The 24556-nt window shown below is 63.6% G+C and carries 18 protein-coding genes; 5 read left to right on the forward strand and 13 right to left on the reverse strand.

What is annotated here, in order from left to right; genetic code table 11:
* Window positions 1-74 precede the first annotated feature (74 nt).
* Both O0881_RS09860 and O0881_RS09865 read left to right on the forward strand, forming a co-directional pair.
* Window positions 75-2270: an OsmC domain/YcaO domain-containing protein gene (locus O0881_RS09860; protein WP_289911109.1), complete on the forward strand. Its 2196-nt coding sequence runs from the start codon at window positions 75-77 to the stop codon at window positions 2268-2270.
* Between the two features lie 86 nt (window positions 2271-2356).
* Window positions 2357-2953 (forward strand): 2-hydroxychromene-2-carboxylate isomerase, encoded by a 597-nt coding sequence (locus tag O0881_RS09865; protein WP_289911110.1) that lies wholly within the window; start codon window positions 2357-2359, stop codon window positions 2951-2953.
* A gap of 6 nt (window positions 2954-2959) precedes the next feature.
* On the opposite strand, the gene coaD is transcribed toward O0881_RS09865, so the two are convergent.
* The 5 genes from coaD to O0881_RS09890 all read right to left on the reverse strand — a co-directional run bounded on the left by coaD (window position 2960) and on the right by O0881_RS09890 (window position 8511).
* Complete coding sequence (coaD, locus tag O0881_RS09870; RefSeq protein WP_289911112.1) at window positions 2960-4105, reverse strand: pantetheine-phosphate adenylyltransferase; 1146 nt, start codon at window positions 4103-4105, stop codon at window positions 2960-2962.
* A gap of 87 nt (window positions 4106-4192) precedes the next feature.
* Window positions 4193-5533, reverse strand: a complete 1341-nt coding sequence (locus O0881_RS09875) for an ATP-binding protein (RefSeq protein WP_289911481.1) — start codon at window positions 5531-5533, stop codon at window positions 4193-4195.
* Window positions 5534-5535: 2 nt separating this feature from the next.
* Window positions 5536-6195, reverse strand: a complete 660-nt coding sequence (locus O0881_RS09880; RefSeq protein WP_034783312.1) for a response regulator transcription factor — start codon at window positions 6193-6195, stop codon at window positions 5536-5538.
* A gap of 51 nt (window positions 6196-6246) precedes the next feature.
* Window positions 6247-7761, reverse strand: a complete 1515-nt coding sequence (locus O0881_RS09885) for a Do family serine endopeptidase (RefSeq protein WP_289911114.1) — start codon at window positions 7759-7761, stop codon at window positions 6247-6249.
* Between the two features lie 288 nt (window positions 7762-8049).
* On the reverse strand, window positions 8050-8511 hold the full coding sequence (locus tag O0881_RS09890) for an Hsp20 family protein (protein ID WP_099666924.1): 462 nt from the start codon (window positions 8509-8511) through the stop codon (window positions 8050-8052).
* A gap of 221 nt (window positions 8512-8732) precedes the next feature.
* On the opposite strand from O0881_RS09890, the gene O0881_RS09895 reads away from it, so the two are divergent.
* The gene (locus O0881_RS09895) at window positions 8733-9083 is read left to right on the forward strand and encodes a hypothetical protein (protein ID WP_034783462.1); all 351 of its coding nucleotides are present in this window, start codon (window positions 8733-8735) and stop codon (window positions 9081-9083) included.
* Between the two features lie 196 nt (window positions 9084-9279).
* On the opposite strand, the gene O0881_RS09900 is transcribed toward O0881_RS09895, so the two are convergent.
* The 4 genes from O0881_RS09900 to imuA form a co-directional block, all read right to left on the reverse strand.
* Entirely contained in the window at window positions 9280-10038 is a 759-nt protein-coding gene (locus O0881_RS09900) for an alpha/beta hydrolase (protein ID WP_289911118.1), read from the reverse strand.
* A gap of 84 nt (window positions 10039-10122) precedes the next feature.
* Window positions 10123-10827 carry a glutathione S-transferase N-terminal domain-containing protein gene (locus tag O0881_RS09905; RefSeq protein ID WP_289911119.1) on the reverse strand — a complete coding sequence of 235 codons (705 nt, stop codon included), beginning with the start codon at window positions 10825-10827 and terminating at the stop codon, window positions 10123-10125.
* A gap of 79 nt (window positions 10828-10906) precedes the next feature.
* Window positions 10907-12394 carry a DNA polymerase Y family protein gene (locus O0881_RS09910; protein ID WP_289911121.1) on the reverse strand — a complete coding sequence of 496 codons (1488 nt, stop codon included), beginning with the start codon at window positions 12392-12394 and terminating at the stop codon, window positions 10907-10909.
* Window positions 12324-13034 carry a translesion DNA synthesis-associated protein ImuA gene (gene imuA / locus O0881_RS09915; protein ID WP_289911123.1) on the reverse strand — a complete coding sequence of 237 codons (711 nt, stop codon included), beginning with the start codon at window positions 13032-13034 and terminating at the stop codon, window positions 12324-12326. Before imuA ends, O0881_RS09910 begins: the two co-directional genes overlap by 71 nt.
* Window positions 13035-13239: 205 nt before the next feature.
* On the opposite strand from imuA, the gene O0881_RS09920 reads away from it, so the two are divergent.
* Window positions 13240-14505 (forward strand): putative Na+/H+ antiporter, encoded by a 1266-nt coding sequence (locus O0881_RS09920; protein WP_099666919.1) that lies wholly within the window; start codon window positions 13240-13242, stop codon window positions 14503-14505.
* A 66-nt stretch (window positions 14506-14571) separates the two neighbouring features.
* On the opposite strand, the gene O0881_RS09925 is transcribed toward O0881_RS09920, so the two are convergent.
* The 3 genes from O0881_RS09925 to O0881_RS09935 form a co-directional block, all read right to left on the reverse strand.
* Window positions 14572-16611, reverse strand: coding sequence for a GNAT family N-acetyltransferase (locus tag O0881_RS09925; protein WP_289911125.1), 2040 nt, complete (start codon window positions 16609-16611; stop codon window positions 14572-14574).
* Between the two features lie 83 nt (window positions 16612-16694).
* Entirely contained in the window at window positions 16695-17909 is a 1215-nt protein-coding gene (locus O0881_RS09930) for an MFS transporter (protein WP_289911127.1), read from the reverse strand.
* 305 nt (window positions 17910-18214) lie between these two features.
* Window positions 18215-19408, reverse strand: coding sequence for a PHB depolymerase family esterase (locus tag O0881_RS09935; RefSeq protein ID WP_289911128.1), 1194 nt, complete (start codon window positions 19406-19408; stop codon window positions 18215-18217).
* Between the two features lie 239 nt (window positions 19409-19647).
* Here O0881_RS09935 and O0881_RS09940 point away from each other — a divergent pair, with 239 nt between their 5' ends.
* Window positions 19648-20238, forward strand: coding sequence for a PRC-barrel domain-containing protein (locus tag O0881_RS09940; RefSeq protein WP_289911129.1), 591 nt, complete (start codon window positions 19648-19650; stop codon window positions 20236-20238).
* A 48-nt stretch (window positions 20239-20286) separates the two neighbouring features.
* Here O0881_RS09940 and hrpA read toward each other — a convergent pair whose 3' ends face one another.
* Window positions 20287-24519, reverse strand: coding sequence for an ATP-dependent RNA helicase HrpA (hrpA, locus tag O0881_RS09945; RefSeq protein ID WP_289911130.1), 4233 nt, complete (start codon window positions 24517-24519; stop codon window positions 20287-20289).
* Window positions 24520-24556: the final 37 nt, after the last annotated feature.

The raw sequence follows: 24556 nt of genomic DNA on the forward strand, positions 1-24556 counted from the left end.
CGAACAATCTTTGCCCTGCGGCGGAAAGCACGGATAATAGCGGCTAACTCATAAGCACAGTATTGGATTACCTCATGGAAATTAAAGTCAACTTTCTCGACAAGCTGCGTCTCGAAGCCAAGTTCGACGATTTTACGGTCATCGCCGACCAGCCCATCCGCTACAAGGGCGATGGTTCGGCGCCCGGCCCGTTCGATTACTTTTTGGCATCATCGGCACTGTGCGCGGCGTACTTCGTGAAGTTGTATTGCGATACGCGCAATATTTCCACTGAAAATATCCGCCTGTCGCAAAACAATATTGTCGATCCTGAAAACCGCTACCAGCAGATTTTCAAGATCCAGGTCGAGTTGCCGGCCGATATCTCGGACAAGGACCGCCAGGGCATCCTGCGTTCGATCGACCGTTGCACGGTGAAAAAAGTGGTGCAGGCGGGGCCGGAGTTCGTCATTGAAGAAGTGGAGAACCTGGACGCCGATGCCCAGGCCTTGCTGGCCCTGAATCCCGCCCCTGGCGCGAGCACCTATATCGTCGGCAAGGACTTGCCGCTGGAACAGACCATCGCCAATATGTCCAGCCTGCTGGCTGGCCTGGGCATCAAGATTGAAATCGCTTCATGGCGCAACATCATTCCCAACGTGTGGTCGCTGCACATCCGCGATGCGCATTCGCCCATGTGTTTCACCAATGGCAAGGGCGCGACCAAGGAAAGCGCGCTGGCGTCGGCCCTGGGCGAATATATCGAGCGCCTCAGCAACAACCATTTCTACGCCGGTTCGTTCTGGGGTAACGACATCGCCAACGCGGATTTTGTCCATTACCCGAACGAGCGCTGGTTCAAGCCGGGCCGCAAGGATGCGCTGCCGAAAGAGATTCTCGACGCCTACTGCCGCGACATCTACGATGCCGATGGCGAACTGCGCGGCTCGCACCTGATCGACACCAACTCCGGCAACGCGGAGCGCGGCATCTGCTCGCTGCCGTATGTGCGCCAGTCCGATGGCGAGACCGTGTATTTCCCATCGAACCTGATTGAAAACTTGTACGTCAGCAATGGCATGAGCGCCGGCAACACCCTCGTCGAAGCACAGGTGCAATGCTTGTCGGAAATTTTCGAACGGGCCGTCAAGCGCGAAATCATCGAAGGCGAAATCGCCCTGCCCGACGTGCCGCAGGAAGTGCTGGCGAAATATCCGGGCATCGTGGCCGGCATCGCCGGCCTGGAAGAACAGGGTTTCCCCGTGCTGGTGAAAGATGCGTCGCTGGGCGGCGTGTATCCGGTGATGTGCGTCACCCTGATGAACCCGCGCACGGGCGGCGTGTTTGCCTCGTTCGGCGCGCACCCGAGCCTGGAAGTGGCGCTCGAGCGCAGCCTGACGGAATTGCTGCAGGGCCGCAGCTTCGAAGGCCTCAACGACTTGCCACAGCCCACGTTTGCCAGCGAAGCCGTCACCGAACCGAATAATTTCGTCGAGCACTTCATCGATTCCAGCGGCATCGTCTCGTGGCGCTTCTTCAGCGCCAAGGCCGATTACGATTTTGTCGAGTGGGATTTTTCCGGCCACGGCGAAAACTCGAATGCCGAGGAAGCGGCAACCCTGTTCGGCATCCTCGCAGGCATGGGCAAGGAAGTCTACACGGCCGTATATGACCAGCTGGGCGCCACCGCCTGCCGCATCCTCGTGCCCGGTTATTCCGAGGTGTACCCGGTCGAGGATTTGATCTGGGACAATACCAACAAGGCGCTGCTGTTCCGCACCGACATCCTGAACCTGCACCGCCTGGACGATGCCAGCCTGGAAGACTTGCTCGACCGCCTGGAAAACAGCGAGCTCGACGAGTACGGCGACATCGCCACCCTGATCGGCATCGAGTTTGACGAAAACACGGTGTGGGGCCAGCTGACGACGCTGGAATTGAAGCTGCTGATACAGCTCGTCCTGCAGCAATTCGAGGAAGCGAAAGAGCTGGTGGAAACCTTCCTGCAGTACAACGACAACACGCTCGAGCGCAAACTGTTCTATCAAGCATTGAACGTGGTGCTGGAAGTGGAACTCGATGACGAGCTGGAGCTGGACGATTACGTCGTCAATTTCCGCCGCATGTTTGGCGACGCCCGCATGGATGCGGTGCTGGGCTCGGTGGACGGCAGCGTGCGTTTCTTCGGCCTGACCCCGACCAGCATGCAACTGGAAGGCCTCGACCGGCACCAGCGCCTGATCGACAGCTTCAAGAAATTGCACGCGGCGCGCGCCAAGGCGGCGCGCTAAGGCGACAAGCGGGGGCCGGCGCGGCAGTCGCGCCTTCGCGCCCCGGGGCAGGAATCAACCCTGCGCGACCGCATGGAAAAGAGACCATGGCCACACTGGAATTCTGGTTCGACTTCGGCAGCAACTACAGCTACCTGAGCGCCATGCGCATCGATGCGCTGGCGCATGAAAAGAAGGTAAAAGTGATCTGGAAACCCTTCCTGCTGGGCGTCGTCTTCAAGGCGCTGGGCTGGGAAACGTCGCCGTTCGTCTTGCAAAAAATCAAGGGCGACTACACGTGGCGCGACATGGCGCGCCAGTGCGAAAAGTATGCATTGCCATGGCAGCAACCAAGTTCCTTTCCCCGCACGGCCCTGCTGCCCATGCGCGTGGCCCTGGTCGGCGTGGACCAGGGCTGGATCGCGCCGTTTGCGCGCCGCATGATGACGATGAATTTCGCCGAAGACCGCGACATCGACAACTTCGAAGCCGTCAGCGAAGCCTTGGAAGGGCTGGGCCTCGATGCGCGCGCCATCGTGGCGCTGGCTTTGACACAGGACAACAAGCTGCGCCTGCGCCGCCAGACTGAGCAGGCGCAAGCGTTGAAGCTGTTCGGCGCGCCCAGCTTCCTCAGCGGCGGCGAACTGTTCTGGGGCAACGACCGGCTGGACGATGCGCTGGCGCATGCCGCCGCCCTCCCTTAACGATAATCAGCCGGCCAGCGCCGCGATCTCCTTCTGCATGTTTTCAATGGCCCGTTCGTTGTACTGGTTGGCAAAATATGCATCGCCGAACAGCTGGCCCGCCTGCGCCTTGGCGCACAAATGCTGCAGCGCCAGGCCCCGCTGCTCGTTGAAGCGTACGGGATCCACGTGCGCGTATTCGCGGCCGATGGCTTGCGTGTAGGCTTGGTACACCTCGTCATCCTGGCCCAGGATGGCCAAGTCGGCGCTGAGCATGGCGTCTTTCAGCGGGTGGCTGATGCCTGGTCCCTGGAAATGGTCGGTGACGCGTATCAATTGCGCCACATCAAGGTTGTCGCCCGCATCGAGGCCGCTGGCCAGCCACAGCTGGGCGCTCGCCTCTTCGCTCGAATACAGGGCGTCGTCGTCGTGGCTGTAGACGGCGTCGTGGAACCAGAACGCTTTCTTGACCAGCGCGCTGTCGCGCTTGGGCGCATAGGTATTGTCGGCCCACACGCGGATTTCGGACAGGCCGTGCACCAGGTGGTCGAGGTTGTGATAGTGGCGGTCCGCGCCGCCATACGCCTGCGGCCCCGTCAGGTGGGCGAACCAGTGATCCGCCAGCGCGATATCCGCTTGCGAGGCTGTCGCGTAATTCCACAGCGCTTCCCACTCCTTGCGCAGGCAGTCGAGTATCCACGCCTGGTAAGCCGGGCCGGGGACGAATTTCTTCATGGTCCAGTTCCAGCCCACGGGGCCTTCCAGCGCCTTGACGAAGCTGGAGCTGACGGAGCCGAGGTCGCGCGGCGGCATGACGAAAATCGTCTTGGCGCCCTGCAACACGTCCACATTCGTTTGCTGGATCAGGTTTTCATAGTCGAAATCGGCCGTCGTGCGGATGCCGCGGATCAGGTAGTCGCAGCCATGCTTCTTCGCCGCGCGCGCCGTGTAGTCGCCCTTGACGATAACCACCTGCACATTGTCCCAGCCGCACTCGCGCGCGCTCTGCTCGATGATGCGCTTGCGGTCTTCGGCGGGAAATTGCGGCTTCTTGGCGGGGTTTTGCGACAGGAACACGATCACCTCGTCGGCGAGCGAACGCGCTTCGCCGATCACCCACATGTGGCCGTTGGTGATGGGGTCGAGGGTTCCTGAAAATCCGATCTTCTGCATGCTGCGCTCCGTGGTCTGGTTCTGCTTGTTTCGCAGACAATATAGGGCCACGGCGCGCGCGTCAATGCAACATGCCAAAGATCATGGTCAAAATGCTCTTTTTGCGGCTTGCGGGAATTCCACGCGCACGCACAGGCCGCCCAGGCGCTCGGATTTGTCCAGCACCAGGCGTGCGCCATGGCGTTCGGCGATGGCCTTGATGATGGCCAGCCCCAGGCCGCTGCCGTTGGCGTCCGTGCCGGGCACGCGGTAGAAGCGGCTGAAGACGCGCTCGCGCTCTTCGGGCGGGATGCCGGGGCCGCTGTCTTCCACCGATAACGTCACGCCGACGGGACTGGCGCGCAGGTCGATGTCGACCGTGCCGCCCTGCGGCGTGTACTTGATGGCGTTGTCGACCAGATTGCGCAGCATGATGTTGAGCGCATCGGCCTGCCCCGCCACCTTGGCCGGGTCCATGTGATGCAGGCCCAGGTCGATCTTGCGCGCCTGCGCGATGCCGGCCATGTCGCCCAGCGCGCGCTTGACGACATCGTTCAAGTCCACCGCCTGCAGCTGGTCGCCGCTGGCAGCGCTCGCTTCCTGGCGCGCCAGCACCAGCAGTTGCTCGACCAGGCGCGTGGCCCGCTCGATGCCGGCGCTCACGCGGGAAATCGCCAGGCTGCGTTTTTCTTCCGATTCGGCCCGCTCCAGGCTCAATACCTGCAGTTTCAGGGCCGCCAGCGGCGTGCGCAATTCATGGGCGGCGTCGGCAACGAAATGCTGCTGCGCGTCGAACGCCGTCTTGACGCGCCCGAACAGCAGGTTCAGCTCATGCACGAGGGGCCGCACTTCGTCGGGCAAGCCCGCTTCCGAGACGGGAGACAGATCGTCCGCCTGGCGCGCCGCCACCTGCTTGCGCACGCGCGAGACGGGCGCCAGCGAACCGCTGACGACCCACCAGACGACCAGCATCAAAATAGGCGCCATCAGCGCGATGGGCCCCACCGTGCGCAGGGCCAGGCTGCCGGCCATGCGCTTCCTGACGGCCATGTCCTGGGCGATCTGCACGGTCTGGGAACTGGTTTGCACGGAAAAGATACGGTACGTCGTGCCGTTGGCTTTCACGTTGGAAAAGCCCAGCACGGCGCGCTGCGGCAATTCCGCGCGCGTGATCGAGCGGAACACCTGCACGCCGTCCGGCGTCCACACCTGCACCACCATGTCGTTGTTGACGGGGTCGGCCGGCAACGCTTGCGCATGGTTGGCCAGCGGCGCGCCGGAGCGCAGCGACAGGGCCATCTGCTGCATGTGGTAATCGAAGATCTGGTCGGCGTCGTACAGGGCGCTGCGGTAAGCGATCGATGCTTGCGCCAGGGCCGCCATGATGATGGCCGCCAGCAAAAACCACAGCAGGCGGCCGCGCAGCGAATGCGTCACCGTGACCTTCATCCTCATGCCTTGGGCACCATGTAGCCGAGGCCGCGCACGTTCTGGATCAGGTCGCTGCCCAGTTTCTTGCGCAAGCCATGGATATACACTTCCACGGCATTGCTGTTGACTTCATCCTTCCAGCTGTACAGCTTTTCTTCCAGCTGCGCGCGCGACAGCACGATGCCGGGACGGGCGATCAAGGCTTCCAGCACGGCCCATTCGCGCGCCGACAGGTTGACCGGGTGGCCCTCGGCGATCACTTCGCGCGTCAGCGGATTGATGGAGACGCCCTGGTGTTCGAAGATCGGTTCCGGCCGCCCCGAGGCGCGCCGCAGCAGGGCGCGTATGCGCGCCAGCAATTCGTCGAGGTCATACGGCTTCAAGACGTAATCGTCGGCGCCCGCGTCGAGGCCCGCGATGCGCTGCTCGATGGCGTCGCGCGCCGTGGCCACCAGCACGGGCGTGTCGAGCTTGCGCAAGCGCATCGAGCGCAGCACGTCGAGGCCATCCTTGCGTGGCAAGCCCAGGTCCAGCAGCACCAGGTCGTAGGTTTGCGTCTGCAGGGCCGTATCGGCCATGTCGCCATCCTTGACCCAATCCACCGCGTAATGCTCGGCGCGCAGCAAATCGAGCACCACCTCGCCGATCATCGTATCGTCTTCTACCAGCAATAAGCGCATGCCCTACTCCTTCATCTTGACTGTTTTATCGACCTTGCATCCTGCGCCAGATCAACCGAGGCGCACGGGAATGAAGATCTTATCGGGGCCGCGCTGTATCAGCAAGGCCACCGACTTCGCGGATTTTTCCACCACGTCGCGCACCTGCTCGACCGTGTTGACGGGACGGCCATTCACCGACAATAGCACGTCGCCCGGCTGCACTCCGGCATTCGCGGCGGCGCCGCCCGCGTCTTCCACCAGCAGGCCGGCGCTGATGCCCGCCTCGCGTTTTTCATCCGATTGTAACGGACGCAGGGCCAGGCCCAGCTTTACCTTGCCGGCGGCGTTGTCGCTCTTCGCCACTTCGGCCACCTTGTCGGCCGCATTGCCCAGGGTTGCCGTCAGGCTGACGATCTTGCCGTCACGCCAGACATCCATGCTGATCTTGTCGCCTGGCAAGGACGTGCCCACCAGCGCCGGCAAGTCGGCCGAGCCGATGATGCGCTGGCCATTCACCTTGCGCACCACGTCGCCCGATTTCAGGCCCGCCTTGTCGGCCGGGCTGCCCCGCTCCACGTTGGCGACCAGGGCGCCTTCCGGCGTGGCCAGCTTAAACGAGTCGGCAAAGCCCTGGTTGACTTCCTGCACCGTCACGCCCAGCTTGGCGTGGCTGGCCTTGCCCGTGGCGACGATCTGGTCCTTGATGCGGCCGGCCAGGTCGATGGGGATGGCGAACGACAAGCCCTGGAAGCCGCCCGTCTGGCTGTAGATCTGCGAATTGATGCCGACCACTTCGCCGCGCGTGTTGAACAGGGGGCCGCCCGAGTTGCCGGGGTTCACCGCCACGTCCGTCTGGATGAACGGCACATTGCTGTCGTCCGGCAAGGAACGGCCCTTGGCGCTGACGACGCCAGCCGTCACCGTGCTGTCGAAGCCATAAGGAGAACCGATGGCCAGCACCCATTCGCCCACTTTCAGGTCGCTCGAGTGGCCGAGCGGCACGATGGGCAGGTTGTTGGCGTCGATCTTCAGCACAGCGATGTCCGTCTTCGGATCCGTGCCCAGCACCTTGGCGCGGAATTCGCGGCGGTCGTTCAGCTTGACGGTCACTTCGCGCGCATCGCGCACCACGTGGGCATTCGTCATGATGATGCCGTCGGGGCTGACGATGAAGCCGGAACCGAGGCCGTGCGTGGGCACGTCGCGGCCGCCGCGCTGCCCGCCTTGCGGGCCCTGGAAGCGGCGGAAGAATTCGAGGAACGGGTCGTTGCCGAAGTCGTCATTGCCGGCCTGGGCCGATGGGTCGTACGCCACCTTGGTGCTGCCCGTGACGCTGATATTGACGACGGCCGGGCTGTTGCGCGCGGCGATCTGGCTAAAGTCGGGCAAGGCCACCAGCGGCGCGCTTGCTGCAGGCGCCACGGCGGCGGCCACGGGTGCGGAGGGAGTGCCTGCGGTGGCATTCGCGCCGGCATTGTTCTGATGCATCACCATGGCGCCACCGGCGCCCAGCACACCGATCGCGGCCAGCGCGGCTACGGTGCGTTTGATTTTCAGCGATGTGGTATTCGTTTGCTGTTCCATGAATTGCTCCTCATTCAATGAGATTTTGATGTATGCAATAGTGGGCCACGAGTCTTAGGCGGTGCTTAACATTTTTCCATTTGGAAACAGGCATTTGCGCCTTTAAGCGGGGTTTAATCTTGCGTAGCATGGGCAACCAATGGAAGCCCTGAATGCGGCCCGAACGGGCTCCGGACGTGACACTGGCCGGATTGACCGGCCAGTATTTTACTGCATGGGGAGGGAATATTCCCTTCCGCCAATGCCGGCGCGTGGCGCCGAAATCAGCTCAGCTCAGCTCAGCTCAGCTCAGGCTGCCTGGCGCTGTTCCAGCGCGCTGACGGTGGCGCCAGTGGTGGTGCCGATCTCGATCTTGCGCGGCTTCAGCGCTTCCGGCACTTCGCGCACCAGGTCGATGGTCAGCATGCCGTTTTCAAACGTGGCGCCCGTGACCTTCACGTGGTTGGCCAGCTGGAAACGCTGTTCGAAATCGCGGGCAGCGATGCCGCGGTGCAAGAACGTGCGCTCGACGCCATCTTTCTGCTTGCGGCCCGTGACGTGCAGGGAATCGCGTTCGGTGATGATGTCGATCTCTTCGCGCGAGAAGCCCGCCAATGCCATCACGATGCGGTATTTATCTTCCGATACGAGTTCGATGTTGTAGGGCGGGTAGCTGGGCTGCGCATCGGCGCGCTGTTCGTTGAGCAATTGTGCCAGGCGGTCGAAGCCGATGGCGGAACGGTACAGGGGAGCAAGGTCAAAAGTACGCATGATAAATATCCTTTTCATTAAAGCGATAAGAGGGGCGGACCTCACCATGAGCATCCGCCTGTTACCGATATACGGCCTGCCAACGCCCTTTCAAGGCCTTGAAATTGGCAAAAAACGCCCCAGACGGCAAAGAATTTGTAAGAAATTTTTACATGCCCCATCCAGGGATGGGTTGCATGACGCCCCTCATGCAGGGTCGGCTTTTGGTGTATGCTGGCGGCATGAACAATGACACCGACATCCAGCTCAGCGGCCCCTTCAAGGCCACCGACGGCTCCGGCCGTGCCCACGACATCAAGGCCATCCGCATCTTCGACGAAGGCTACGGCATCATCGACGTCTACGTCGATTTCGCCGCCCCGCTCGAAGCGGGCGCCTACAAGGACAAGACCCTGGTCGGCCACATCCTGGCCCGCCTGCGCAGCCTTGGCTATGTAGGCCCCGACTTCGGCCATGGCGATCTGGGCTTGCAAGACAAGAAACTGATCGTCCTGGAAGCGCCCGAGGAATTTTCGGCCTTTGCCGTGAGCAAGGGCTGGAAGGATCTATCCGCCGAATTTGACGAAGACTGAGAACACCTGACCAAATCTACTGCGCGTCGCGCTTTGCGGCCGGCGATGCTCACCGTGCTTTAGCACGGCTGCGCTTCTCGGCCACAAATCACTGCCGCTCGCTACGATTTTGTCAGGTGTTGTAAAGTACCAATAGTATCCGCGCCGCGCCAGCTTCTGCTGCCGCGGCGTTTTTCATGGGCGACCGCTTGCTTACTTAGCTGATATAGCGCGCGCTCCAGGCAGCGATGACGTTGGCGACATAGGCCGCGTCGTCGCGCCCCGTCAACAGGTGGTCGGCATCGTCGAGCGAAACGAAGCTTTTCGGGTGCTTGGCCGCCGTAAAGATCTCCATCGCGTTCGACAGGCTGACCGTCGTGTCGTTCGGCGCGTGCATCACCAGCAGGGCGCGGCGCAGGCCGGCGATGTGGGTCTTCAAGCTGTGGCTGCCCGCGTCGTCGACGAATTGCTGGCGGATGCGGAAGGGCCGCCCTTCCAGCTGCACCAGCGCTTCGCCTTCGGCGGCGATTTGCTCCAGGTGCTCGCTGAACATGCGCGTCACGTAGGCGGGCGTGCTGGGCGCGGCCAGGGTGGCGATGGCGGTGGCTTCCGGTACTTGCGACGCGGCGGCCAGCACGGCCGCGCCGCCCAGGCTATGACCGATCAGCAATTGCGGCGCGGCATGTTTTGCCCGTAGGAAATCAGCGGCGGCGACCAGGTCGTCCACGTTCGACGAGAAATTGGTGGCGGCGAACTCGCCTTCGCTGGCGCCCAGCCCCGTGAAGTCGAAGCGCAGCACGGCGATGCCGTGTTCCGTGAGACCTTGCGCGATGCGCCGCGCGGCCAGCACATCCTTGCCGCAGGTAAAACAGTGGGCGAACAGCGCATAGGCGCGGATGGCGCCGTCAGGCGCATCGATCCGCGCCGCCAGCACATGGCCGTGCGCGCCGGGAAAATCTTGCCGGGTGGATTTCATTGTCTCAGATCAAAGCTGCCGCGCAGGGCGGCCGAAGGCGCATTGTAGCGCCGCCCGGCCGCCGCCGCTGGCGGCTGGCAAGCTTCAATCACGCTTGGGAATATCCACGCCCCTGGCAACGGCTGGCCTGGCCAGGAAGGCGTCCAGCGCGCGCTGCACGTTCGGGAAGTTGGCAAAGCCGACGAGGTCGCCCGCGCCATAGAAACCCACCAGGCAGCGCACCCACGGGAAGATGGCGATGTCGGCAATCGTGTACTGGCTCCCCATGATCCAGTCGCGGCCCTGCAGGCGCTGCTCGAGCACGCCCAGCAGGCGCTTCGCCTCGCCGATATAGCGTTCCAGCGGCCGCTTGTCCTCGTAATCCTTGCCGGCGAATTTGTGGAAGAAGCCCACCTGGCCAAACATGGGGCCGATACCGCCCATCTGGAACATCAGCCATTGGATCGTTTCATAGCGCAAGCCCGCTTCCTGCGGGATGAACTTGCCCGTTTTCTCGGCCAGGTACAGCAGGATGGCGCCCGACTCGAACAGGGCCAGCGGCTTGCCATCGGGGCCGTCCGGGTCGAGAATGGCGGGAATCTTGTTGTTCGGATTGAGTGACAGGAAGGCGGGCGACAGCTGGTCGTTTTGCTCGAAGCTGACCAGGTGCGGCTCGTACGCCAGGCCCAGCTCTTCCAGCAGGATGGAGACCTTGATGCCGTTCGGCGTCGGCAGCGAGTACAGCTGCAAGCGCTCGGGGTGCCGGGCAGGCCATTTTTGGGTGATGGGGAAGTCGGAGAGTTGGGACATGGAAATCCTTTTGAGGTGTATGACGTGGCACAAGCAGGCAAGTATAGCCAAGCATGACAGTTTCAGCAGGACAACGCATTCAGCCAAACAAGCCATGCAAAAACCAGCGCGGCGCGGCATCTTCTCCGCTGCCGGCGATGCGTTCGCGGTAAACCCAGTAATGGGCGTGATCGAGTCCTTCGGCAATGAAATAATCGCGCGCCTGCGACTGCCCCCACCAGCCCGCCTCAATGCGTTCGGCGACGGACACCATTTTCAACGGCGAGCCATAAAACGGCCGGTGTTCGCGCATCAGGAGGGCGATGGGCTGGGCCAGCAGCCAGCCGGGACGGGGCATGCCGGACAAGCCGGGCGGCAAGTCCGGCTGCGCGTTTTGTACGCCTGGCCTGGCCGGCAGCGGCAGCCACTGGTTGGCCGCCTCGGGCCGGTAATCGGCGCGCGGCGCCGCCTGCAAGACATTCTCGGCGCCCAGGCGCGCCACCAGCAATTCCAGCAAGCGCTGGCGCTCCTGCGGCGTGCCGCCCGGCTCGGGAAACAGGGTGTCGCTGGGCGGCGCCATCGGCTGCACCTGCAGCGCTTCCAGGGTGAGGCCGATCACGGGCGCGTCCAGCACCAGCTGCGCCAGGCGTTCCTTGAGCAAGCGCAATAAATGCTCGTCGCGCCAGACGGCCTCGCCCAGGGCCAGGTCGATGACGGTGGGCTGGCGCGCCACCCTGCCCCGCTCGTGCGCCAGCAGCAATTGGATGCGTTCGACGGCGAATTGCCGCGCGCACAACCAGCCCGTCATTTGCTGCAGCAGGCGGCGCGCGCCGAACAGCAGCGCTTCCGCGTGCTCCACGCGGTCGAACAGTTCCAGGCTGGCGCAAAACGTGGGCGGCGCTTCGAGCCACAGGTACAGTTCCGTGCCGTGGCCATGCGCATCGTCGAGCATGTCGAGCAAGGCCCCGCCGCAGCGGCGCTGCAAGCCGGGCCGCGGCAAATGGCGCAACTGCCCCAGGGTGCGGCAGCCGATGCCGTCCAGCCATTCCAGCCAGGGGCGCGCGGGCGGCAGCAAGGCGCATGGCAAGCCGTCGAGACGGCGCACCAGGCTGGCCATGCTCAATGTCCGGCCCCGGCGCGTCCCGGCGCGCGCCAGCAGCCAGGCGCCGCGCGCCGTGGGGGCGCACGACAGCTGGGCCGTGTAGCCCAGCGCGCGCAAGCTGGCCGCAATCTGCCGGCACAGGGCCCGCACGCCGCCGAACAGGCGCAGGCTGGCGCCCGCGTCGACGAGCAGGGTCGCTTCCTCGCCCTGCGCCACCAGCGGCGAATATTGCAGCAGCGCCAGCGCCACCGCTTGCAGCGCCTGCGCCTCCAGTGCCAAAGAGCGCTCGTGCAGGCGCGCCTGCGGCGCCAGCATCAGCGCGCCCGCGCGGCGCATGCCCGGCCGGATGCCCGCCGCCCGCGCCAGCGGCGACACGGCCATCACTTGCTCCTGCTCCAGCACCACGCCGAGAAGGTCAGACGACCAGCGCGGGCAAAACACTTCGAACGGGAGCCGGGGCAGGTACAGGCCGATCCAGAGTCGCATGGCGTAGCAGTAATGAAGGAGGTTGCAGGGGCAGGAACAAGGGCGCGTCGCGCTGCGGTCCCCGGCGCTTGATGAAGCCGATCTCGATGCCGCCGGCGGCCGGGCGCACGGACAGGCGCAGCGGCGCCGGCGACGCATCCTGCGCGCCGTGCAAGGGGCGCAGCATGCAGAACAGGGTGTTGCCGGACTGCGCGGCCAGGTGCAGGCGGCGCAGGCTGTCGGCGCGCACGTGCGGCTGCCAGAACAGCAAGGCGCCGCACGTGCCGCTGCGCAAGATGTTTTCTGCCGCCCACAGGGCATCCTTGCTGCCGGCGCTCTTGAGCCACAGCAGTTGCGACGGCGCCAGCCCATGCGCGGCCAGGGCCAGCGCCTGCGGCGGGTGGGGCGGCTGCAGCAGCACGATGGGCAAACCCGGCAGTTGCGCCAGCGCGGGCGCCAGCAGCCGCACTTCGCCGCTGCCCGGCTGCTGCACCAGCAGATCGATGAGGCTGCCGCAGGGCCAGCCGCCGCCGGGCAGTTGCGCGGACAGGGCGGCAAAGCCCGTGTCCAGGCAGCGCGTGGCGCCCTGCCCCAGCTGCGATGCGCGCCACAGGGACGGGTGCAAGGCTTCCGGCGAGGCCATCAATTGGGAATGTTGCATAATTGAATATGAAGATGGATACTGTATGCATATACAGTACTATCCAGTCCCCCTTTTGGCAAGGCATATCTGCGCATCCCCATCCGGGGGCCGTCCCGCGACGTCCGAAAAACACCGTTTTTCACATCGATTGCTGTACCATAAGCACTCTCCTTACCGCTCGGCAATGCACCGGGCGGCTTCCTCCGTCCATAAGGAAACGCATTTGACCACCATCCAACTCATCAGCGCCATCGTCTTCGGCCTCGCGCTCATCCACACCTTCGCCGCCAAGTCGTTTGAAACATTATCGCGGCGCCATCCCCGCCATGCGGGCTTGCTGCATTTGCTGGGCGAAGTGGAAGTCGTGTTCGGCTTCTGGGCTTTCATTTTGATCATCATCATGGCCTTTGTCTCGGGCGGCGATGCGGCCATCGAGTATGCCGAGTCGCGCCATTACACGGAGCCGCTGTTCGTCTTTGTCGTCATGGTCGTGGCCGCCTCACGCCCCGTGCTCGACGCCGTGCAGCGCCTATTGAAAGGCGTGGCGCGCGTGATGCCGCTGCGCACGGAACTGGCCCTCGTCTGGCTGGGCCTGGCGCTCGTGCCCCTGACGGGCTCCCTGATCACGGAACCGGCCGCCATGACCCTGGCCGCGCTGATGCTGGCGCCGCAAATCTTCCGCCCGGGCATCCCTGAATGGCTGAAATACGGCGCGCTGGGTGTGCTCTTCGTCAACGTTTCCATCGGCGGCACCCTCACCTCGTACGCGGCGCCGCCCGTGCTGATGGTGGCCACCACGTGGAACTGGGACAGCGCCTACATGGCCACCCACTTCGGCTGGAAGGCCGCCATCGCCGTGCTGGTCAACGCCACGGGCGTGAGCATATTGCTGCGCAAATATCTGCATAGCAACACCTCCGACATCAAGCCGAAGGCTGGCGAAGTGGAAGCACCGAAAGTGCCGCTGGCCGTCAGCCTGGTGCACATGATCGTGCTGGCCGGCGTCGTCACCCTGGCGCACCATCCCGTGCTGTTCATCGGCCTGTTCCTGTTCTTCCTCGGCTTCGTGCAGGCGTATGAGCGCTATCAAAGCCCGCTGATCCTCAAGGAAGGCTTGCTGGTCGGCTTCTTCCTCGGTGGCCTGGTGGTGCTGGGCGGCATGCAGCAATGGTGGCTGCAGCCCATCGTTTCCAGCCTGAAACCGCTGGCCCTGTTCTTCGGCGCCCTGGGCTTGACGGCGATTACCGACAATGCGGCCCTCACCTACCTCGGTTCGCTGATCGTCGGCATGACGGACGAAGCGAAATACATGCTGATGGCCGGCGCCGTGGCCGGTGGCGGCCTGACCGTCATCGCCAATGCGCCGAACCCGGCCGGCGTGGCCCTGCTGCGCCGCGGCTTCAAGGATGAATCGATCGGCGCCGTCGGCCTGCTGGCGGGCGCCCTGCTGCCGACGGCCGTGGCGGGCCTGGCCTTCCTGGCCCTGTAAAACACTACACGGGGCGGCTGCCGGCCGCCCCTGTTCTCCCTCGTTTTCCCTCCTCAGTTACCTTCCTCAGTTTCCTTCATACACGAGGAAATGCAGCCGGTCATAGAACAGGCTGTAGGCATAGTCGAACGTGCCCACGCTGCGAAAACCCTTGTGCAGATACACTTGCAGCGCTTCGCTCTTTTCCCACACCGTCAAGGTGATGCGCGCGCAGCCCTTGCGGCTGGACAGGTCGCGGATTTCGTGGAACATTTGCCGGAACAGGCCCTGCCCCCGGTATTTTTCGTCGATGGCCAAACTGCTGACGAAACAGTCGTCGGCGCGCGCATGCGCGAGCACGAAGGCGTCATACGCATCGTCGAGCGCCTTCATGTCATCGCGGTAATACGAGACGGCGCCGCAAGCCTGGAACTCGTCCATCGTCGCGGCCGTAAAGAAGCCGATGAAACGCCCGTCCTCGTCATGCAGGCCGTGGATGTGCGCCAGATACGGGTCGATGTTCTGCCGCCGCTGCAATTCGACGAACTGCAGATTGAGTTTATTGCCGAACGAACAGTATTCCAGGTAGCTGGTGGCAAACAGCAATTTGGCCATGCGGTTCTTCGCCTCGTCGCCCAGCAACTCGCCCGGCACCAGCGTGAGCGGCGCATGCGACAGCAGGCCCGCCTGAGCCTGAACTTCGTCGCCGGACGGGGCGGTATCGCCGGCGGCCGGCATGCGGCTGCCGTGGCGGCCCACGGTGGGGCGCCAAAAGTTGCCGGCGGCAATATGCTGCGAACGATGGGCCAGCAGGTAACGGCAAAAAACGTCATTCACGCGATCGAGCTGCGGATCGTCCGACAGCACCGAGTAATAGTGGAAATGCTCGATATCCGCCCGCAATTGGGCAGCATACGCCATGCGCGGCACTTCCTCGATATCGAACACGTCGACGATATTGGGCAAGATCAAAGGATCGTCGAGTTGCCAGCCGATTTCGTCGAGCCGCGCCACGCAGCGCGCATACGCGCGCCGTTCCTCGTCGCTCAAGGGGATGTGCATGTCGGTAATGATATCGTCCAGCAAGCGCATGCCGCGGATGCCGCCCGCCACCGCTTCCCGCGCGCCGTCATACAGCACGCAGTAGCGCTGGTAAAACTCGGCATGGCTGAGCAGGGTCACGCCCAGGTTTTTCTTCCATTCGGCATAAAACTGGCCGAACAGCCGCGCCTCGAATTGCGGGCAGGAACGGGGAATCTGCTGGTCGATGTCCGCATACGCGCGGTTCACATTGCGCTGGATCACACGCAGCGCCGCATCGTTCTTCTTGGCGATCAGCATGCCCGTTTCATCGAGAAACAGATTCATCCAGCTGACGTGCCGGCGCTCTTCGCTGTCATCATCCATGCGCTGGAAATAATCGGGCACTTCCGGCTTCATCAGGAAAATCGTCGCCGGATTGTGCGGGATCGTATCGACATCCATATACAGGCCGCCGTATTCGCACATGATGAGGATGCGGAAATAATCGGACAAGGTGGCGAAATAGCGCTGCGTATGCAGGGTATCGAGGATATCGAAGCGGGCCGGCGCGAAGTCCAGCGCCAGCGCGCGCAGCGAATTGATATGCAGGGTCGTGCCGCCGATGTCGTAGCGGCCTATCGTGTAGCGCCCGGCGCCGCCCGTGGGGCTGAAGCGCTCGTCATCGCGCAGCTGCTGCGCATCCCACACCCACAGGATGGAAACATACGGCGCGCCGCCGTTGCAGCGCACGTCGTCGAGCGCCGCGCCCCACTGCTGGATCGCCTCGCAGGCGATGGCCGGCAGGGGTCCGCCCATCCAGATGCGGTGCAGGTAGCGCTCGTCCTCGCCGAGCGCGCGCGTGGGGATGCAGCTGAGCGAGGAACAGCTTGCCGCATTGAAATGGTTGAAGTTCAGGGCGACGAAGCTGCGCAGGGCGGCGATGCCCGCCTGGTGCTCCGCGGCCAATTGCTCCAGGTCGCTGCCAGCCGGCCTGACATCGGCCAGGGTGATGTAATCGAGTTTCAGCCGGTTGATGCGAAACTCGTATTCCAGGTTGAAAATCTTTGCTTGATCGTGTTTCGAGGCCAGGTCATCTATTTTCATGGGCGCACCATTTTCCGCAGGAGAGTGTCAATAAACGTCGCAGGAGATAAAACAAGGTCGACAACATGCGCATCGTTGCGCCATCAGTGCCGGGCGAGCAGCACCTCGCTTTCCCGGCGCCCCGCCATGCCCCGTGTAAACAGCAGCAGGCAGGCCGTGATGACCACGATGACGGGGATATTCAGCAGCGCATACGTTTCCAGCGCATAGCCGAAGCGCTGGCACAGCACGTTGTACAGCTGCAGCCAGGCGGACAGATAAATGCAGTACAGCAAGCTCATGGCGGCCGTCGTCAAGGTCATCGATTCCTTGCTGGCCGTGATCGCGCTGCGGATCAGGGCGCCGTTGAACAGGCCGAAGCCGATGGAATAGACAAACATGCAGGCCGCAAACACGTCGACGTGATGGCGGCCTGCACCGGCGCCCAGCATGCCGGCGGCCGCGATCAGCCCGCCCAGGCGCAGCAGGGACACGAGGGGGAAATCCTGGCGCAGGCGCTGGATGGCGATGCTGCTGAGAACGAAACCGGACAAGATCACGCATTGCAGCGCGATATACGTGGCGTAGGAGGCGCCCATTTCCTGCAGCACGAAGAGGGGCGAAAAGCCGATCCAGGCCGTCAGGGGCACGGTGGCCAGCCCGGCCGTGAACATGCCGAACATGAAGCGCCGATTGCTGAAAATGGCGCCATAGCTGCGCGCGATGGCGCCCAGGTCCAGCCGAGCGACCGGCGCCGGCGTGCGCGGCATGGTCTTGCACAGGCCCAGCAAGGACAGCAGCGCCAGCAGGCCGGAGAGGAAAAACACGTAGCGCCAGTCCAGCCGGCTGATGATGGCGCTGCCGAGGATGGGGCCGGCCAGGGGCGCGAGGATGGTGGTGCTCGACAGAATGCTGCTCAGCTTGACGGCCGCCATGTCGTCGAACAGTTCATGGATCATGGCATAGCCGACGAAGATGAAGCAGCAGCCCATGCCCTGGATGAAACGCGCGACGAGAAATTGCTCGATCGAAGCGGTCAATGGCACCGCCAGGGTGGCCAGCAGGAACAAGGTATTGCCGGTCAACACGAGCTTGCGCTTGCCGATGGCGTCGGCCAGGGGCCCCAGGAATATCTGCAGGGAACTGCCGCCCAGCAGATACAGGCTCAGGGACAAGGGGACGAATTTCGCCTCCGCCTGGAACTCGCCGACGATGCCCAGCATGGCCGGCATGATCATGTCGTTCGACAGATAGATATTCAGTTCAAAGACGAGGAAAAACGCAAAAAACCACAGCAACTGCTTGGACTTGATGGACATGGCGCGTTCCGTAACGTGGGTGGCTGCCGTCAGTGCGTACCGGCTGTCGGGGCATGGGACGGCGGACACGGCTTCACTGAAAACGTGTACCAATTGTATACCAGTTAGTATTTTTAGCGCCTGTTTTTGTGATTTTTAAATACCGCAGCAATACCACTTGAGAAGAATCCCTGCTACTGCGGCATTGGAAATTGGCGCTGGAAAGGGCGCGTCCGGCGTGCCGGCGCGCGGCAGCGGTCCTGCGGGAGAAAGGAAAGCGATGCGTACCAGTGCCTGCGCACCATTGCGGCGCGCGGCACGGCGGCTTATCGGCGGCGGTGGCTGGCGAAGAAATCGAGCAGCATCTTGCTGGCGTCGGGCTTGGCCTTGTCGTTGAACGGCAGGCTGGCGTCGCCGCCGCTCCAGGCGTGCTCGAGGTGCTCGACCTGCGCCACGCGCAGCAGCACCTGCTTGTCCACCTGATAATCGTGCAGCCCATACGCATGGGCCGGATTGCGCCCGCCCGCCGCGCCGCCAGGCAGGCGCTGCGCCGTCACCACGGTATCGACCGGCAAGCGGTTGACGCGCACGCTCTGGCGCACCAGCTGCGTCTGGTTGATGGGCCGCACCACCTTGTCAGCCAGCCCTTGCAGCAGGATGGTGGGCAGGCGGGGAAACGCGGGCTGGCGCGCCAGCACTTCATCGATGGCCGCGTCGGCGCGGGCGGCCGCGCCATGCTGCATCACGCCCAACGCGCCGATCAGGTTATGCCCGGCGCCAAACACGGGCCCGGAATGCAGGCCCAGCGCGGCAAACAGCTGCGGATGGTTCAGGGCCACGATATGCGCCATGCCGGCGCCGGCGGAAATGCCGCAGATATAGATGCGCGCGCGGTCAATCGCATAGCGGGCTGCCACCTGCTCGATGGCGCCGACGATCAGGCGCACGTCGCCGCCGCCATCCTGCGTCAGCTTGTCGTACCACTTCCAGCAGCGGCGCGCATGCGAGCGCAGCGATTGCTGCGGATACAGCACGGCATAGCCCTTGCGCTCGGCCAGGCGGTTCATGCGCGTGCCCTCGGCAAACTGCGTGGCGCTCTGCTCGCAGCCGTGCAGCATCACCAGCAGCGGCCGGCCCCGGCTGCGCATGGAGGCGCTCGGCGCCTTCTCGGGCAGGTACAGGAAATATGGCAGGCGCCGGCCCGGCAACTGCCCCAGTTCTGGCAACGGCGCATAGTGGGCGGCCAGCCACTTGCCCGGCGGGGGCGCCGTTCGCTTGCGCACGCGCGGTGGCGACAGGGGCGTGGCGAAGGGCGCCAGCGAGGGCATGGCGTCGCTGGCGGGCCTGGCGCGCGGCGTCGGCCGGCTCTTGGCCACGGGCTTGCCGCGGGGTTTAGGTTTAGGCGTGGGCTTGGCCGGCACGGGCCCGAACAGCACCTTGGCCAGCTTGCTGGCCGTGCGCTGCTGCGCCTTACCGGCGCGCAGCAGCCCGCGCAGCCATTTGGTGGCGGGCTTTACCATGGCAAGCGGCGCGCATGGCGTGGTGGAGCGTACCGCAAGTTCATCCCACTGCATCGTTGCATCGTCAGCATGTGCGGCCTCCTCCGTAGAATGCATAGAGTACCGCAATTGTCTGGCAACACCGTACGTTTGCACACGGATAAAAGTGCCGCTGGCACGATTGAGGCAGATCAAGCGCGACCTCGTGCGCATGCTTAATCTGGATGTTCGATCCGCACTTCACCAGAGGAGAGAACACCATGAGCTATCTGGACCGCGACATCCTGGGCATGTACCGCAACCACGACGGCCCGGGGCCGGCACTGATGGGGGCAGATACCCTGCTCGGCGACGATGTCTACAATCACAACGACGAGGAGCTGGGCGACATCAAGGAAATCATGCTCGACATGCGCACGGGCCAGATCGCCTATGCCGTGCTGTCCTTCGGCGGCATCCTGGGCATGGGCGACAAGCTGTTTGCCGTGCCCTGGGAACGCCTGACCCTGGACACCGTCAACAAGCGCTTCCTGCTCAACGTGGACAAAGACTTGCTGAAAGACGCACCCGGCTTCGACAAGAACAACTGGCCCGACATGGGCAGCGAAGCGTGGAACCAGCAGATGGAAGCCTTCTATGGCAGCGGCACGCGCTACGGCAGCGGCGCCATGGCAGGCAGCCGCATGCCATCGGGCAGCGACCTGCGCGGCAGCGCCAGCCTGCAATCGGGCAGCGAAGGCAGCATGTCCGGCACCTCCATGAGCGGCAGCCGCGCCGGCACGGGCAGCAGCCAGGGTGGCTCGCGCTCATCGCTCGGCGATGATGAGCAGGATCAACGCCAGCCGGACTAGCGGTAAAACCGCGTCATGCAGCCTACGCGTGGGCCGGGGGCAAAAAACCTAGCGCTGCATCGACTCCCATACCTTTTGCAGGCGCTTGGCCGAAACAGGCATCGGCGTGCGCAATTCTTGCGCGAACAGCGACACGCGCAGCTCTTCCAGCATCCAGCGGAAGTCGACCAGTTTCGGGTCCGTGTTCTTGCCAGCCTGGCGGTCCTTGGCCTGGCGCAAATACGGCGCGGCCGCCGATTGCCACTCGGCCATCAACTTGGTGTCGCGCGCTGGGTCGGCGCGCAGCTTTTCCAGGCGCACGTTGATCGCTTTTAAGTAACGGGGGAAGTGCGCCAGCTGCGTGTACTCGTTTTCCGTCAGGAAACGCTTATGCACGAGTCCCTGCAACTGCGACTGGATATCGGTGGCCGCCGCCGCAGGAATATTCTGCAGGCGCTTGGGCAAGCCGTGGAATTCCGTCAGTACTTGCGACAGCAAACGGGCGATTTCATTGACCAGCAAGACCAGGCGCGACTTGCCTTCCGCCTGGCGCTTGGCGAACGAGGCGGCGTCCAGCGGCAGCGGATCTTGCAGGCAAGCAATATCGAGCGCCTTGTTGATGATTTGCTCGCGCAACTCTTCCTGCGAACCGAGGGCCATGAATTGCATGCCCATCTGCTGCAAACCGGGGATGCTTTTCTCGACGTACTTGATCTGTTCCTTCATTTGCAGCGCGAACAGGCGGCGCAACCCCACCTTGTGCGTGCGGGCGGCCACCGTCGGGTCGTCGAACACTTCCAGGTCGCAATGCGTGCCCTTGTCGACCAGCGCGGGGAAGCCGATCAGGGTCAGCTTGCCTTGCACGATTTCGAGCAACTCCGGCAATTCGCCAAAGGTCCAGCCCGTCAAGCCCATGTGCTGCGAGACGGTGGCATTGCCTGAGGCCGGCGCCGCAGCAGCGGCTGCGCCCTTGGCCTGCGCGCCGCCCTTGCCTGCCGCCGCGCTGGCACCCTGCGCTTGCGCTTGCGCTTGCAGCCGCGACGCCACTTGCGCGCCCGCCACCTTGGCACCGGGCGTACCCGTGCCGGACACGCCCGACACTTCGGCCAGTTTCTGGAAACTCTGGCGCGCCTGGCCGCCGAATTCCGCCTGCAAAGTGGCCAGGTTGCGGCCCATGTCCAGCTGGCGGCCGTGCTCATCGATCACCTTGAAATTCATAAAGTGATGGGCAGGCAAGGTTTCCGGCTTGAAATCCGTCGTCAGCACATTGATCGTGATCTGCGTGCGGATGTCGAGGATGATGGCGTCGACCAGGTCGCCGCGGCCGAACACGCCCGCTGTATGCACGCGCTCGCAGAACTTCGCCGCGTAATCGGGCAGCGGCACGCAGTGGCGGCGCAGCTTTTGCGGCAGCGATTTGAGCAGCAGATGCACTTTTTCCTTCAGCATGCCCGGCACCAGCCATTCGCAGCGTTCGCGCGGCAACTGGTTCAAGGCATACAGGGGTACCGACAATGTCACGCCATCGCGCACGCTGCCCGGCTCGAAATGGTATGTGAGGCCCATTTCCAGGCCCGTCACGGACATGGTTTTCGGGAACAGGTCGGTGGTCACGCCGGCCGCCTCGTGGCGCATCAGCTCTTCGCGGTTCAGGTACAGCAGCTTCGGATTCTCGCGTATGGCCTCTTTATGCCATTTCTCGAAACCGGCGCCATTGCACACGTCCGCCGGCAGCAATTTGTCGTAGAAGGCGGCGATCAGTTCATCGTCGACCAGCACGTCCAGGCGGCGCGATTTGTGCTCGAGGTTTTCGATGTCCTTGATCAGTTTATGGTTGTGCGCAAAGAACGGCGCGCGCGTGTCGAAGTCGCCGCCCACGAGGGCGTCGCGGATGAAGATTTCGCGCGCTTCCGGCAAGTTGAAATTGCCGTAATTGATGCGGCGCTGGCTGTACACCACCAGGCCATACAGGGTCGCCCGTTCGGACGCCGTCACCTGCGCCGAGCGTTTTTCCCAGCGCGGCTCGCCCCACGATTTCTTCAGCAGGTGCTCGCCCACCTTTTCCAGCCATTCGGGCTGGATCTGCGCCACGCAGCGCGCGTACAAACGCGTCGTGTCGACCAGCTCGGCCGCCATGATCCACTTGCCCGGCTTTTTCAGCAGCGAGGAACCAGGCCAGATATGGAACTTGATGCAGCGCGCGCCCAGGTAGCCCGCGCCCGGCTCGTCCTCGCCCTTGAAGCCGATATTGCCCAGCAAGCCAGTCAGCAAGGCCATGTGCAGATTATCATAGGTGGCCGGTGCTTCGTTCAGGCGCCAGCCCTGTTCCTTGACGATGGTCAACAACTGCGAGTGCACGTCGCGCCATTCGCGCAAGCGCATCTGCGACAGGAAATTCGTGCGGCAATTGTCTTGCAGTTGGCGGTTGGTTTTCTTGTGCTCGATGGCGGCTTCGAACCAGCGCCAGATTTTCAGATAGCTGAGGAACTCCGATTTTTCGTCGGCAAACTTCTTGTGTGCCTCGTCGGCCGCCTGCTGATGCTCCATCGGGCGGTCGCGCGGGTCTTGCACGGACAGGGCCGAGGCGACGATCAGCACTTCCGTCAGGCAGGCGTTGTCGAGCGCGGCGAGGATCATGCGGCCCACGCGCGGGTCCAGCGGCAGCTTGGCCAGCTTGTTGCCCAGCGGCGTGAGTTTATTGACTTCATCGACGGCGCCCAGCTCCTGCAGCAGCTGGTAGCCGTCGGCCACCGCGCGCGCCAGCGGCGGCTCGATGAAAGGGAAGGTTTCCACGTCCGTCAGGTGCAATGACTTCATGCGCAGGATGACGGCCGCCAAGGAGGAGCGCAGGATTTCCGGTTCCGTGAATTTCGGGCGCAGCAAATAATCCTGCTCTTCGTACAGGCGGATGCAGACGCCGTCGGCCACGCGGCCGCAACGCCCGGCGCGCTGGTTGGCGGCGGACTGGGCGATCGGCTCAACCTGCAACTGCTCGACCTTGTTGCGGTAGCTGTAGCGCTTCACCCGCGCCAGGCCCGCGTCGACCACGTAGCGGATGCCGGGCACCGTCAGCGACGTTTCCGCCACGTTGGTGGCCAGCACGATGCGGCGCGCATTGCTGGTTTTAAACACGCGCTCCTGCTCTTCGGCCGACAGGCGGGCAAACAGGGGCAAAATTTCCACATGCGGCGGGTGGTGCTTGCGCAACGCTTCGGCGCAGTCGCGGATTTCGCGCTCGCCCGGCAAGAACACCAGCACGTCGCCCGAACCGATGCGGCACAGCTCTTCCACGCCATCAACGACGGCATCCATCAAATCGCGCTTTTCGCGCGCGGCAGCCGTCCTCTGGCCCGGCTTGTCGGCGCCGCTACTACCCGCGCCGGCACCCGGCATGGCCACCTGCTCCCGCTCCACGGGGCGGTAGCGCACTTCCACCTGGTACAGACGGCCCGACACTTCGATCACGGGCGCCAGCTTTTCCGGCGTGCCGAAATGGCGCGCGAAGCGTTCCGCATCGATGGTCGCCGAGGTGATGATGATTTTCAGGTCGGGCCGGCGCGGCAGCAGCTGTTTCAGGTAACCGAGCAGGAAGTCGATGTTCAGGCTGCGTTCGTGCGCTTCATCGATGATGATGGTGTCGTAATTTTTCAACAACGGGTCGGTCTGCGTCTCGGCCAGCAAGATACCGTCCGTCATCAGCTTGACGGACGCGCCCTTCGTCAAGGTGTCGGCAAAGCGCACCTTGAAACCCACGGTTTCGCCCAGCGGCGTGCCCAGTTCCTGCGCGATGCGCTTGGCCGTCGACGAGGCGGCGATACGGCGCGGCTGCGTGTGGCCGATCAAGCCCTTCTGTCCGCGTCCCAGTTCCAGGCAAATCTTCGGCAATTGGGTCGTCTTGCCGGAACCCGTCTCGCCCGAGACGATGATCACCTGGTTTTCCATCAAGGCCTTGGCGATTTCTGCGCGCCGGCCCGAGACGGGCAAGTCTTCCGGATACGTGATCGGTGGCAGCGGGTTGCGGAAAGCCTTTTCCGCTTCACGCGCGGCGCGGGCCGCATCGCGGGCTTCGCGGCTTTCCTGCCCCTCGCGCGGCGGACGCGCGGCCTGGGGTTTGCCCTCTCCCGATCGCTGCTGCTGTTGCTGTTTCTGCTGTTCCGCGCGCGGAGGCTGCTGCCTTTGCTGGCTCACGGGCGGGCGTGGGCGGCCCTGCGCAGGCGTGGCCGCAGGCGCGGAAACATCCCCGCTGGCGGGCACATTTGCAACGGTGGAAGGAGGGGAAGACTTATTGCTGGCTGAAGACATTGTTTTTTACAGGTATTTTAAGCGCGCACATCGCGCA

It is taken from the genome of Janthinobacterium sp. SUN100, assembly GCF_030397705.1.
Taxonomy (GTDB): domain Bacteria; phylum Pseudomonadota; class Gammaproteobacteria; order Burkholderiales; family Burkholderiaceae_D; genus Janthinobacterium; species Janthinobacterium kumbetense.

Bases quoted from the DNA above. Each gene is read 5' to 3' on its own strand.
- O0881_RS09925 (WP_289911125.1), bottom strand. From the start codon at position 16,611: ATGAAAATAGATGACCTGGCCTCGAAACACGATCAAGCAAAGATTTTC.
- O0881_RS09935 (WP_289911128.1), bottom strand. From the start codon at position 19,408: ATGGTAAAGCCCGCCACCAAATGGCTGCGCGGGCTGCTGCGCGCCGGT.
- imuA (WP_289911123.1), bottom strand. From the start codon at position 13,034: ATGCAACATTCCCAATTGATGGCCTCGCCGGAAGCCTTGCACCCGTCC.
- coaD (WP_289911112.1), bottom strand. From the start codon at position 4,105: ATGCAGAAGATCGGATTTTCAGGAACCCTCGACCCCATCACCAACGGC.
- O0881_RS09930 (WP_289911127.1), bottom strand. From the start codon at position 17,909: ATGTCCATCAAGTCCAAGCAGTTGCTGTGGTTTTTTGCGTTTTTCCTC.
- O0881_RS09895 (WP_034783462.1), top strand. From the start codon at position 8,733: ATGAACAATGACACCGACATCCAGCTCAGCGGCCCCTTCAAGGCCACC.
- O0881_RS09880 (WP_034783312.1), bottom strand. From the start codon at position 6,195: ATGCGCTTATTGCTGGTAGAAGACGATACGATGATCGGCGAGGTGGTG.
- O0881_RS09890 (WP_099666924.1), bottom strand. From the start codon at position 8,511: ATGCGTACTTTTGACCTTGCTCCCCTGTACCGTTCCGCCATCGGCTTC.
- O0881_RS09905 (WP_289911119.1), bottom strand. From the start codon at position 10,827: ATGTCCCAACTCTCCGACTTCCCCATCACCCAAAAATGGCCTGCCCGG.
- O0881_RS09885 (WP_289911114.1), bottom strand. From the start codon at position 7,761: ATGGAACAGCAAACGAATACCACATCGCTGAAAATCAAACGCACCGTA.
- O0881_RS09900 (WP_289911118.1), bottom strand. From the start codon at position 10,038: ATGAAATCCACCCGGCAAGATTTTCCCGGCGCGCACGGCCATGTGCTG.
- O0881_RS09860 (WP_289911109.1), top strand. From the start codon at position 75: ATGGAAATTAAAGTCAACTTTCTCGACAAGCTGCGTCTCGAAGCCAAG.
- O0881_RS09865 (WP_289911110.1), top strand. From the start codon at position 2,357: ATGGCCACACTGGAATTCTGGTTCGACTTCGGCAGCAACTACAGCTAC.
- O0881_RS09875 (WP_289911481.1), bottom strand. From the start codon at position 5,533: ATGAAGGTCACGGTGACGCATTCGCTGCGCGGCCGCCTGCTGTGGTTT.
- O0881_RS09940 (WP_289911129.1), top strand. From the start codon at position 19,648: ATGAGCTATCTGGACCGCGACATCCTGGGCATGTACCGCAACCACGAC.
- O0881_RS09910 (WP_289911121.1), bottom strand. From the start codon at position 12,394: ATGCGACTCTGGATCGGCCTGTACCTGCCCCGGCTCCCGTTCGAAGTG.
- hrpA (WP_289911130.1), bottom strand. From the start codon at position 24,519: ATGTCTTCAGCCAGCAATAAGTCTTCCCCTCCTTCCACCGTTGCAAAT.